The organism is Bifidobacterium porcinum (assembly GCF_055378475.1).
The window spans coordinates 1165796-1177898 of sequence record NZ_AP029603.1; the positions used below are offsets into that span (position 1 = coordinate 1165796).

9 protein-coding genes are annotated in these 12103 nt (G+C 59.5%); 2 read left to right on the forward strand and 7 right to left on the reverse strand.

The genetic code is table 11. From position 1 onward, the window contains the following. Positions 1–28 precede the first annotated feature (28 nt). Both dnaJ and hrcA read right to left on the reverse strand, forming a co-directional pair. Positions 29–1174, reverse strand: coding sequence for a molecular chaperone DnaJ (gene dnaJ / locus ACZ41G_RS04585; protein ID WP_464144692.1), 1146 nt, complete (start codon positions 1172–1174; stop codon positions 29–31). Between the two features lie 50 nt (positions 1175–1224). Continuing rightward, complete coding sequence (hrcA, locus tag ACZ41G_RS04590; RefSeq protein WP_033505642.1) at positions 1225–2307, reverse strand: heat-inducible transcriptional repressor HrcA; 1083 nt, start codon at positions 2305–2307, stop codon at positions 1225–1227. Positions 2308–2698: 391 nt separating this feature from the next. On the opposite strand from hrcA, the gene tkt reads away from it, so the two are divergent. Then, positions 2699–4798, forward strand: coding sequence for a transketolase (gene tkt / locus ACZ41G_RS04595; protein ID WP_033505644.1), 2100 nt, complete (start codon positions 2699–2701; stop codon positions 4796–4798). 116 nt (positions 4799–4914) lie between these two features. After that, complete coding sequence (tal, locus tag ACZ41G_RS04600; RefSeq protein ID WP_015450595.1) at positions 4915–6018, forward strand: transaldolase; 1104 nt, start codon at positions 4915–4917, stop codon at positions 6016–6018. Positions 6019–6570: 552 nt separating this feature from the next. On the opposite strand, the gene ACZ41G_RS04605 is transcribed toward tal, so the two are convergent. The 5 genes from ACZ41G_RS04605 to ACZ41G_RS04625 form a co-directional block, all read right to left on the reverse strand. Further along, on the reverse strand, positions 6571–8109 hold the full coding sequence (locus tag ACZ41G_RS04605; RefSeq protein ID WP_081602301.1) for an aminotransferase class I/II-fold pyridoxal phosphate-dependent enzyme: 1539 nt from the start codon (positions 8107–8109) through the stop codon (positions 6571–6573). A gap of 170 nt (positions 8110–8279) precedes the next feature. Then, a complete protein-coding gene (locus ACZ41G_RS04610; protein WP_044098478.1) occupies positions 8280–9140 on the reverse strand; it encodes an HAD family hydrolase in 861 nt (286 codons plus the stop codon). A 356-nt stretch (positions 9141–9496) separates the two neighbouring features. Further along, on the reverse strand, positions 9497–9748 hold the full coding sequence (secG, locus tag ACZ41G_RS04615) for a preprotein translocase subunit SecG (RefSeq protein WP_015450598.1): 252 nt from the start codon (positions 9746–9748) through the stop codon (positions 9497–9499). 156 nt (positions 9749–9904) lie between these two features. Further along, positions 9905–10711: a triose-phosphate isomerase gene (gene tpiA / locus ACZ41G_RS04620; RefSeq protein WP_464144694.1), complete on the reverse strand. Its 807-nt coding sequence runs from the start codon at positions 10709–10711 to the stop codon at positions 9905–9907. A gap of 128 nt (positions 10712–10839) precedes the next feature. Then, a complete protein-coding gene (locus ACZ41G_RS04625; RefSeq protein WP_029576710.1) occupies positions 10840–12045 on the reverse strand; it encodes a phosphoglycerate kinase in 1206 nt (401 codons plus the stop codon). Positions 12046–12103: the final 58 nt, after the last annotated feature.

Here is a 12103-nt window from a genome sequence, read left to right on the forward strand (position 1 = left end):
TATTGAATCACCGGACCGTCACCATAAATCAGCCCAAAGCGTCTTTCAGCTTGCTGAAGAAGCCTTTCTTCGCGCTCAACGGCTTGGAGCTTTGCTCGACCTTCGGTTTGTCCCCGTCGTGACGTTCGCCGAACTGCTCAATCAGCTGGCGTTCACCGTCCTTCAACTTGGTCGGAATGACCACATTGACGTGGATGATCAGGTCGCCGCGGTTCGTCTCACCGAGCTTGGTCGCCCCAAGCCCTTTCAAGGTCACGGTTTGTTCTGGTTGGCAGCCTTCAGGAATGTCAAGATGCTGCGAACCATCGAAGGTGTCGATATCGAGCCCGTGTCCAAGCACCGCCCAACTCATCGGAATCTGTACCCAGCAGTGCAGGTCATCGCCGTCACGGGTGAATTGTTTGTCAGGCTTGATGCGGATATCGACGTACAGGTCGCCCGCGGCCCCGCCGCCTTCGCCGACTTCTCCCTGATGCGGCAGACGCAGCCTGGTGTCATCGTGGACGCCCGCCGGGACAGTCACTCCGACGTCACGGGTAGTACGTACGCGGCCATGCCCCATGCACGCCGGGCAAGGATGCTCGATGATGGTCCCATGTCCTTCGCAACGTTCGCACGGCGCGGATGTCATCATCTGGCCGAGCATCGTGCGCACGACTTTCTGGCGGTACCCCTGTCCGTGGCAGTCGGGGCATGTCACCGGCTGGGAGCCTTCTGTGGCGCCCGAGCCGCCGCATTCCTGGCACAGGCCGAAGGTGTTGATAGTCACGTGGGCGACACCGCCGAACACCGCGGTTTTCAGGTCGATGGACGTTCTGGCGAGCGCATCCCTACCCGGCTGGGTGCGCGGGGTGGGACCTTGCGAAGCGCCGCCGCCGAAAGCACCGCCGAAGAATTGTCCGAAGATATCGCCGACATCGCCCATATCGAAGCCGGCAGCTCCGGACCCGAAACCGCTTGACGGGTCGTTGGGGTCGACGCCCTGGTCGTACATCCGGCGTTTGTCGGGGTTGGACAGCACTTCGTAGGCGCTGTTGACCTCCTTGAATTTGTCCTCGAATTCGGGACCGGCGATATCAGGATGGTATTTGCGGCTCATCTTGCGATAGGCCTTTTTGATTTCCTCTTCGCTGGCCGTGCGTTCCACGCCCAGGACCTCGTAGTAGTCTGCCACTGCTTATTTCCTTTGGTTGGTTTCTGCAAGTATTGTGTCACAGCCCTATGTCAGCTGTCTGCGTCTGTCGCGTCTTCGCCGATGATCCCGGTGAGGTATCTGGCGACCGCTCGGACCGCGGCCATGGTCGTGACGTAATCCATATGCGTGGGACCGATTGACCCGACAAAAGCGACAGGCTTGCCGGCTTGCGCGGAGGCAGAGCCTTCGGAGATGGTCGCGTTGATATGCCCGTATCCGCTGGTGACGACGGAGGCGTGCATGAGTTCGGGGGTATGCGTTTCCGATCCGATGGCGACGCCCACGCCGTTTTCCGTGACTTCCTCGCTTAGTGAATTCATGAGTCTCATGATGACGACCTGTTCCTCGAGCGCGTCGAGCAGCGGGGCCATCTCTGTGCCGGAATGCTGATGGGCGAGTTTCGATGTACCCGCCATATACATGTCGGTGGCCTGTTCGTCTTCTGCCATGCTGGTCAGGGCGCGGGACAGGGCCTGTGCCAGTGCCGACAGTTCGCCGTGTTCGACGGTTTTGCCCAAGGCGACGATGGTTTTCGCCGCCAATGTCAGTGATTGCCCGGCACAGCGCGCGTTGACCGTCTCCGAGAAGGTCGCGAGCAGCTCGGTCGAGGGTAACGGGTGCACTTCCAAGGTATGCTGGGCGACTCTTCCGGTATCGGTGATGATGACCGCAAGCAGTTTGTTCATGGATACAGGGACGATTTCGACGTGCCTGAGCGTGGATTTCGACAACGCCGGAGAAGCGACGACCGCCACCTGCCCGGTGATGCGGGCCAGCAATCGGGCGGCTCGCTGCAAGGTGTCCTCAAGGCTAACCGATCCGCCGAGGAAGTTGCCGATCGCCCTGCGTTGCGCTGGTGACAGCGGAACGACGGTCGCCAAGCGGTCAACGAAATATCGGTATCCTTTTTCGGTTGGCACTCGGCCGGCGGAGGTATGCGGCTGGACCAGGTAACCTTCGTCTTCCAGTGCGGCCATATCGTTGCGCACGGTCGCCGAGCTCACACCGAGATGGTGGTTCCGTGTCAGCGATGTCGAGCCGACCGGCTCCTGCGAACGGATGTAGTCCTCCACCACGGCGCGCAGGACCAACATGCGTCTCGATTGCGTCATATGCGCGCCTCCTTATTCGTTTCTTTGTCGTTGTTTCACGTTCCGTGAAGGTTCTTCTGTTGGAATCATGCCGGTCTCCCGTCCAGGCGGGCAGGAGCGCGCTTGTGTACCGGCACACACGACACAGGCATGATTTCTGATGAGAAGTCGATATGTATTGTCTTAGCACTCCAGAGTCGAGAGTGCTAATCGGTTCATCGACAGGGAAATCCGCACAAACATCATGTTCATTTGCACCAACAAGAGCACACGAATGTGCCATAACACGCCAAAAGCGCACCCCGAAGTCTGATGCAATAGTTAGCATGGAATAGCAATGTGAGGGCGTCCGTGGCGCGGCACAAGCCGAATGCGCGGCCACCCGAAGTATTGGAAGGAAAGTAGATCACCTATGACCGATTTCACCTGGTCTGAATTGGACGAGCGCGCCGTCAAGATGGCGAAGGTCCTCTCCGCCGACGCCGTCGAGCGTGCTGGACACGGCCACCCCGGCTCCCCTGTGTCCCTGGCTCCGATTGCCTACACGCTGTATCAGCACTACATCAAGCACGATCCGAACGATCCCAAGTGGGCCGGACGTGATCGCTTCATCCTCTCCGGTGGCCATGCTTCGCTCACGCAGTACGTGCAGCTGTTCTTCTCCGGCTACGGCCTGACGCTGGACGACCTCAAGTACTTCCGCGGCGGCGCCGACACCCGCACCCCGGGCCATCCTGAGTACGGCCTGACCCCGGGCATCGAAATGACCACCGGCCCGCTCGGCCAGGGTCTTGCTTCCGCCGTCGGTTTCGCATACGGCCAGCGCTTCGAGCGCGGTCTGCTCGACCCGGATGCCGCCGAAGGCACCTCCCCGTTCGACCACAAGGTGTGGGTCATCTGCGGTGAAGGCGACGTCGAGGAAGGCGTTTCCTCCGAAGCCGGCTCGCTCGCTGGCAACCAGAAGCTCGGCAACCTCTTCGTGATCTTCGATGCGAACCACATCCAGATCGAAGGCGACACCAAGCTCACCTTCTCCGAGGACATCCTCAAGCGTTACGAGGCCTACGGCTGGTACACCGACGAAGTGTCCTTCATCCAGCCCGACGGCTCCTACAAGGAGGACGTCGAGGCGCTCGCCGCGGCCATCGACAAGGCCGAGACCGTCACCGACCGTCCGCACTTCATCAAGGTCGACACGCTCATCGCATGGCCGACCCCGGGCAAGACCAACAACGAGGCTTCCCACGGCTCCAAGCTCGGTGCCGAGGCTGTCGCCGGCCTGAAGAAGGAACTCGGCTTCGACCCGGACGTCGACTTCCCGATCGACGAGGAAGCCCTCGCCCATGCCCGTAAGGTCGCCGAGCGCGGTCTCGAGGCCCACAAGGAGTGGGACGAGAAGTTCGCCGCCTGGCAGAAGGCCAACCCGGACAAGGCCGCCCTGTATGAGCGTATCAAGGCGCACAAGCTGCCTGAAGGCTTCGACGCGGCCATCGACGCCTTCGAAGCAGCCCAGGAAGTCGGCAAGGGTGTCGCCACTCGCAAGTCCTCCGGTCAGGTCCTCAACGCCATCGCTGAGGTCATGCCTGAGCTGTGGGGCGGTTCCGCCGATCTCGGTGGCTCCAACAACACCAACATCAACGGCGCAAAGTCCTTCGGCCCGTCCTCCGACGAGACCCGCACTTGGCCTGAGCAGTCCGAATACGGCCGCCAGCTGCACTTCGGCGTGCGCGAGTTCGCGATGGGTGCCATCACCAACGGCATCCTGCTCGGCTCCGACACCCGCCCGTTCAACGGCACGTTCTTCCAGTTCTCCGATTACGAGCGTCCGGCTGTGCGTCTGGCCGCACTCATGGAGATCCCGAACCTGTACGTGTGGACCCACGATTCCGTCGCCCTCGGCGAGGACGGCCCGACCCACCAGCCGATCGAGCATCTGGCCGCCTTCCGCGCCATGCCGCAGCTCGAGGTCGTGCGTCCTGCCGACGCCTACGAGACCGCAGAGGCCTACCGTTACTTCTTCGAGAAGAAGAACACCCTGCCGACCGCGATGATCCTCACCCGCCAGGGTGTGCCAACGCTCGCCGAGACCAAGGACAAGGCGAAGGACGGTGTCCGCAAGGGCGCTTATGTCCTCGTCGACACCGAGGGTACCCCGGACGTGATCGTCATGGCTTCCGGCTCCGAGGTCCAGTGGGCCGTGGCCGCCGCCAAGACCCTCGCCGCTGAAGGCATCAAGGCTCGCGTTGTGTCCTTCCCGTCCATGGAATGGTTCGAGGAGCAGGACGACGAGTACAAGGAGGAAATCCTCCCGGCCGGTGTCAAGGCCCGCGTCTCCATCGAGGCCGGCGTTGCCATGCCGTGGTACAAGTACCTCGGTGCTTACGGCAAGGCCATCTCCATCGAGCAGTTCGGCCTGCAGGGTGACGGCGCCCAGAACATGATCGATCTGGGTATCACCGCCGAGCACGTCGTGGAGGCTGCCAAGGCTTCCATCGCCGAAGTGAACGCCTGATTCCGTTCATTTCCACCATGGAAGGGTACCTTGACTTCGCGTAAAGGAAACCTCAAGGTACCCTTCCATATAGAATAAATGTGTTCCCATCTAGGAATATCAAGGAGTAACACAACATGACTGAAGCAACTCAGCGCACCAGCGACAACGGTGTTTCCATTTGGCTGGACGACCTGTCCCGCACCCGCATCGAGTCCGGCTCCCTGCAGGACCTCATCAAGAACAAGAACGTCGTTGGCGTGACCACCAACCCGTCCATCTTCCAGAAGGCCCTCTCTCAGGTTGGCCCGTACGATGCGCAGCTCAAGGAGCTCGGCAAGGTCGACGTTGAGACCGCCGTGCGCGAGCTGACCACCACCGACGTGCGCAACGCGACCGATATCTTCCGTGATATCGCCGAGGCCACGGACTTCGTCGACGGCCGCGTCTCCATAGAAGTGGACCCGCGTCTTGCCCATGAGACCGAAGCCACCGAGAAGCAGGCTGTGGAACTGTGGGAGAAGGTCAACCGCCCGAACGCCATGATCAAGATCCCGGCGACCCTCGAAGGCCTTCCGGCCATCACCGCCACGCTCGCGAAGGGCATCTCCGTCAACGTGACGCTGATCTTCTCCATCGAGCGCTATGAGCAGGTCATCGACGCCTTCATCGAGGGCATCGCCCAGGCTGACGCCAACGGCCACGACCTCAAGCACATCGGCTCCGTCGCTTCCTTCTTCGTGTCCCGCGTGGACACCGCTGTCGACAAGCTGCTCGAAGCCAACGGCTCCGACGAGGCCAAGGCCCTCGAAGGCAAGGCCGCTGTCGCCAACGCTCGTCTGGCTTACAAGCTCTTCGAGGATAAGTTCGCGAACGATCCTCGCTGGGCTGCTCTCGAGGCCAAGGGCGCCAAGAAGCAGCGTCCGCTGTGGGCTTCCACCGGCACCAAGAACGCCGCGTACTCCGATTGCAAGTATGTCGACGAGCTCGTCGCTCCGCACGTGGTCAACACCATGCCGGAGAAGACCCTGAATGCTCTCGCCGATCACGGCAACGGCGCTCCGTCCATCAAGGGCACCTATGAGGAGTCCCAGGCTATCATGGACAAGCTCGCTGCCCTGGGCATCAACATCAAGGATGTCACCGACCAGCTCGAGGCTGACGGTGTCGCCAAGTTCATCGCCTCTTGGGATTCCGTGCTGGCTGACGTCCAGTCCGGTATCGACCGCGTCAACGGCTGAGACTATGAATCCACGCTGATGTAACTCATCAGTAGGACGATAACGCAACTGGTCCCGCTTCCCCACTTTGGGAGGCGGGGCCAGTTGCGTTTTGGACGGAAACTGATATCGACACGTGCGAGCTCTGAGACGCGGTGCTATGTGGGACTTACAGGTCGGTAATCTTCTGTTTGCTGATGACGCCCATCTGTGACATCGTTGTCACAGCACACCTGACCTTTCTGTTTCTGCCGACGCTGAGACTACTGTCAGCGTCGGCAGAAACAGAAGGAAGCGGCGTATTCAGGTCGAGCCAAGGAGGGAAACCGTCCGCCGCTGCACCAACAAGCTACGAATATCACGACGTCAGCGTAGCTAGTCTGTAGTGCTACACAAACTGGTGACGGAATTCACGCGCGCAGCGTAGCCGGTTTGTGGACTGGCACAAACCGGCTATATAACACGCACACTGAGGGTTACCGGATTGTGTGATGGCCACGCGGTTACGCCGCCATCACACACGGGCATTCGGTTCCCGTCGCATCAGGAACCACAGTTTCAGCTTTTGGCTGATTATTGATGATAGGTGGCCAGGAAATTGCGCAGTTTGGCGGTGGCGTCCTTGAGCACTTCGATTCTCGGCAAATAGACCACACGGAAATGATCGGGCTGCTGCCAATTGAACCCACTGCCCTGCACGATGAGGAGCTTCTGCTCGCGCAACAAATCCAGCGCGAACTTCTCGTCGTCCTTGATGCCGAAGCGTTTGACATCCAACTTCGGGAAGATGTAGAACGCGGCTTTCGGCTTGACCGCCGACACGCCCGGAATCGAGTTCAACGCCTCATAGATGTATTCGCGCTGCTCATAGATCCTGCCACCCGGAACGATATAGTCGTTGACGCTCTGATGGCCGCCGAGCGCGGTCTGGATGATGGACTGTGCAGGGACATTCGAGCAGATGCGCATGTTCGTCAGCATGTTCAATCCCTCGATGTAGTCCTTCGCAATCTCCTTGTTGCCGCTGAGCACCATCCAGCCGACGCGGTATCCGGCGATCATGTGTGATTTCGACAGCCCTGAGAAGGTGACGCAGAACAGGTCGGGCGCCATGGACGCGATGGAGACATGCTTGAGACCGTCCATCACCAACCGGTCGTAGATTTCATCGGAGAATATCATGAGCTGATGCTCACGGGCGAGTTCAACGATCTGCTGCAACACTTCCGGCGGGTACAATGCGCCTGTCGGATTGTTCGGGTTGATGATGACAATCGCTTTCGTACGGTCGGTGATCTTGCGCCGCATATCCTCGATATCGGGATACCATTCCGACTGCTCGTCACACACGTAATGCACGGCCGTACCACCCGCCAGCGTGACGCACGCCGTCCACAACGGATAATCAGGCGAAGGCACCAGCACCTCGTCACCGTTGTCAAGCAACGCCGACATGCTCAGATTGATCAGTTCGCTCACACCGTTGCCCGTGTAAATCCCGTCGATGCTGACATTCGGGATATTCTTGAGCTGCGCGTATTGCATGATCGCCTTGCGAGCGGAGAACAGGCCTTTCGAATCGGAATAGCCTTCGCAATCGGTCAGCTGCTGCGCCATGTCGTATACGACTTCATCAGGCGTGCGGAAGCCGAACGGCGCCGGATTGCCGATATTGAGCTTGAGGACATGGGTCCCGGAGGCTTCCATTCGCGCCGCTTCGTCGACAACAGGTCCTCTGACATCATAGAGCACGTTATCAAGCTTCGATGACTTGCCGAAATGCCGCATGGTGGTTCCTTTCGTTGATGCAGCCTTAACGTCGAGATGCTCAGGCGAGCCTTCGCCGGATTCCGGGGATGTGGAAGCATCCGGCTTCCTGCGGGTCATCTCGTCGCTGTCCCCCATCAGCCACGAGGCGCTCACGCCGAGCATATCAGCCAAGGCGTTGACTGTTTCGGTACGCGGGACAGTTTTTCCGCTCACATACTGGCTGACATGGCTTTTGCCAAGATGCACGCCAAATTCAGGTGCACGCCTGACGATGTCTATCTGCTTGAGGTGGCGTTGGTTCATCGCCTGGGTGAGCCGTTGTGCGAACAATCCTTCTGCCATAACACTCCAGAGTTCAACGTATGTTCAATCTTATCAGGAACTATAGCACAACTCTCGGAAACAATGAACCGGAAAGTCTGAATTTGAACCATACAGCGTTACAGGAAGTTCAATTCGATTCCGGGGGCATCACCATCGTCATTTGGGACGCTCATACCACTGGAAGATGCTCACATCCCCCAGTGCCGTTCAATCCATTGGGCCACACCATCCTCATTATTCGACGGGCAGATGTCATCCGCGATTGCCAACACCTTGGGATTCGCATTCGACACCGCTACACCGGTTCCCGAGCGCCGCATCATCGCGATATCAATCAGATCGTCGCCGAACGCAACGGTCTGCGACAGCGGAATATTCATCGACGCGCAAATCCGTTCCAGCGACCGTTCCTTGTTCGCCTGCGGGTTCATCAGCATCCACATTGATCCTTCGGAGATGCTCACCGAAAAATCGTCCGGGACTAGCCTACCCAACACCGACCACTGGTACGGATCGGGAAAGATGATGATCTTGTCGGCCACGCCATCGGGTACGTCCGTGAAATCCGTGATGACGAAGGTCTGCGTTTTCCAGTAGACGCTGACGTCAAAATTCGTGTACCGGACGTCATCCATGACGATGCCGATCTTCAACCCCGGCAATTCATGCACAAGATACCTGCACACCTCGCATGCGCGTCGGGATGAGAACCCGATTTTCATCAGATGCCCGTCATCGGGCAATACACCGCTGGTGAGCATATCGACGTCGGACGCAGACGGATTGGTGTCGATCAGTGCCCCGTTGAGGTAGATGCACGCGTCGACTGGCAGTCTGTCGACGACCTCGTATCCGGTGCTCACCGGGCGTGCCGTCGCAACGGCGAATCGAACGCCCGCGTCATGCATCCGCCACACGGCGTCGATGGAATGCTCGGTGAGATACCGTTCCTCGAAAGTCGGGGCATCGTGCATCAACGTTCCATCAAGATCGGCGACGACCAAACGCACGGGCGTATCACAGCGGTCCCGGTTATTATCGTGATTCATGGGTGCACCATGTTCAAGTCGGTCCCTATGTTCGGGACGCTCGGGGATGGTGTCTGTCCCCGATTGTGATGATGATGCCGCCTCAATCATTGTTGCTTCCTCTCCCCCAACCGACCGATGCATGGGATTACCGCCGTTGCGCGATTGCTTTCCTGGCGAGGGGTGATGTTGGGCTGAGCATTTGATAGGCCGATGGATACAAAATCCGCCCTGTCTCCGTATGAGAAGCAGGGCGGTTTCATGACGATGCTGTACTGATATCCGCTGATATCTATCGCGCTGAATTACCGTGACGATAGCGAAAGAGCCGACGAGACTGCATAGCGTGTCGTCTGTGTGCCGGAATTCGCAACGATTCAGCCGCCGATATTGAATTTAGTGAACAAATCGAGGGTGATAATCAGAGCGACCCAAAGCACCGCGATAATCACCGTCCAACGGTTCAGGTTCTTCTCAGCGACGCCTGAAGAGCCCGCGTTCTGGGTGAGACCGCCGCCGAACATGTCGGAAAGGCCGCCGCCCTTGCCCTTATGCATAAGAATGAGCAGCGTCAACAGGAAGCTGAGTACAACGACCAGAATCTGGATAACCAGCTTGAGAACAGCCAAACCTGACACGAGTTGAACCTCCATTGTGTGTAACTTATCTAAGCATAGCGCAACCGCGGGATTTTGGCATGCTAACCCCGAAAGGGGCAAGGCACTCTGACAAACGGCAAGAACACAGTACCGCAAAAACTCATTTCCGCCGGGCGCGGCCCCACGCTACTTGCGGCCCGACGCCCCAGATTTCGCCACAAGACGTACAATCTTGGCGAGTTCCTCCGGATGCAAGGACGCGCCACCGACAAGGAAACCATCGACATCGGGTTGGGTGATCAATTGGGCCGCATTCTTCGAGGTCACCGACCCGCCGTACAAGATACGCAGGCTCGTGGCCGTCTCATCGCCGAAGGTCTCACGGATATCGTCACGAATCGCCTTGGCTGCATCCTGGGCTGACTGCGGGGTGGCCACCATGCCGGTGCCAATCGCCCAAACCGGCTCATATGCAATCAGCAGCTTCGTGGCCTCTTCCACAGACAGGTCACGGGTCACATCCCGCACTTGGCCGACGGCGAAATCAAGCTCGATGCCCTGCTTGCGTTCCTCGTAGCTTTCGCCCACGCACAGGATGGGCCGCATGCCAGCTGCGAGCACGGCACGGACCTGATCGACGATATTCGCGTCATCTTCCGGATGGTATTTGCGTCGCTCCGAATGGCCGACAATCACATATGAACAACCCAGCGCCGCCAGCATATCTGCGGAAACGTCACCGGTGAACGCCCCTTGCGAAGTCACGGACACGGATTGCGCGCCATACTTGATGGGCAGATCATCGGCTTCGACCAGCACCTGGACACTGCGAATCGACGTGAACGACGGCATCAACGCGACCTCGCACGTGCGCGGATCCACATGAGCGTCCCGCAACAGCCATGCGAATTTCTGGACGAAATAGGTCGCCTCGAGATGATTGAAGTTCATCTTCCAGTTCCCCGCGACCAGCGGAATCCGATTCACCGCCATACCATCTCCATCCTTGTCAACAACCCCGACACCACTTTTCCGGCGACGATACGTGCACGACACCGGGAAACACGTGTGCGGGCACGCCGGTCACGACATGCCCGCACACGGTTCGCCGTACATGCGAATTACTCGAGCACCTTCAGACCCGGAAGCTCCTTGCCCTCGAGGAACTCAAGGGAAGCGCCACCACCGGTGGAGATGTGGGAGAAGCCATCCTCCGGGAAGCCGAGGTTGCGCACGGCAGAAGCGGAATCGCCGCCGCCGACGATGGTGAACGCACCGGCCTTGGTCGCATCGACCAGCCCCTGCGCCACAGCGCGGGTGCCCTCAGCGAACTGAGCGACTTCGAAGACACCCATCGGGCCGTTCCACACGACCGTCTTGGAATCGACGATCTTGTCGTGGAACAGCTTCTGGGAATCCGGGCCGATATCCAGACCCATCTTGTCAGCCGGGATGGCATCCGCCTTGACGACCTCCGGAGCGATCGGGGTGTCGCCAGCCGGGAAGCCGGCGTTCACGACGATATCGGTCGGAAGCACGAGCTCGACACCGGTCTTCTCAGCGGTCTCGATGTAGCCCTTGACCGTTTCGAGCTGGTCTTCCTCGAGCAGCGAGGTGCCGACTTCATAGCCCTTGGCCTTGAGGAAGGTATAGACCATGCCACCGCCGATGACCAGACGGTTGGCGCTGCCGAGCAGGTTCTCGATGACGCCGAGCTTGTCGGAGACCTTGGAACCGCCGAGCACGACCGTCAGCGGGCGTTCCGGGTTCTCGGTGGCGCGGGACAGCGCCTTGACTTCCTTCTCGACCAGCAGGCCGGCCGCGGAAGGCAGGAACTTGGCGATGGAGTAATTGGAGCCCTGGGCGCGGTGCACGACACCGAAGCCGTCGGAGACGAACACGTCGCCGAGTTCGGCGATCTTCTTCGCATAGGCGTCGCGCTCGGCTTCGTCCTTGCTGGTCTCCTCAGGGTTGAAACGCACATTCTGCAGCAGCACGACGTCACCGTCGTTCATCGCCGCGACCTTGGCATGGGCGTCCTGGCCATAGGTGTCCTCAGCGAGCGGGACATCGACACCCAGCAGCTCACCAAGGCGCTTGGCAACCGGCGCGAGAGACAGTTCAGGAACAACCTTGCCCTTCGGACGGCCGAGATGCGCCATGAGGATGACCTTGGCGCCGTCGGCGCGCAAAGCCTTGATGGTCGGCAGGGCGGCACGGATACGGCCGTCATCGGTGATCGTGGTGCCGTCCAGCGGAACGTTGAAATCCGCGCGGACGAGAACGCGCTTGCCCTTGAGATCTCCAAGATCCTTCAGTGTCTTCATGAATATCCTTTCCTAACCGCATGCCACACAGGCCATGCGGGAAGATGGTGACGTGACT

Bases quoted from the DNA above. Each gene is read 5' to 3' on its own strand.
- hrcA (WP_033505642.1), bottom strand. From the start codon at position 2,307: ATGACGCAATCGAGACGCATGTTGGTCCTGCGCGCCGTGGTGGAGGAC.
- tkt (WP_033505644.1), top strand. From the start codon at position 2,699: ATGACCGATTTCACCTGGTCTGAATTGGACGAGCGCGCCGTCAAGATG.
- tal (WP_015450595.1), top strand. From the start codon at position 4,915: ATGACTGAAGCAACTCAGCGCACCAGCGACAACGGTGTTTCCATTTGG.
- ACZ41G_RS04605 (WP_081602301.1), bottom strand. From the start codon at position 8,109: ATGGCAGAAGGATTGTTCGCACAACGGCTCACCCAGGCGATGAACCAA.
- ACZ41G_RS04610 (WP_044098478.1), bottom strand. From the start codon at position 9,140: ATGAATCACGATAATAACCGGGACCGCTGTGATACGCCCGTGCGTTTG.
- tpiA (WP_464144694.1), bottom strand. From the start codon at position 10,711: ATGGCGGTGAATCGGATTCCGCTGGTCGCGGGGAACTGGAAGATGAAC.
- ACZ41G_RS04625 (WP_029576710.1), bottom strand. From the start codon at position 12,045: ATGAAGACACTGAAGGATCTTGGAGATCTCAAGGGCAAGCGCGTTCTC.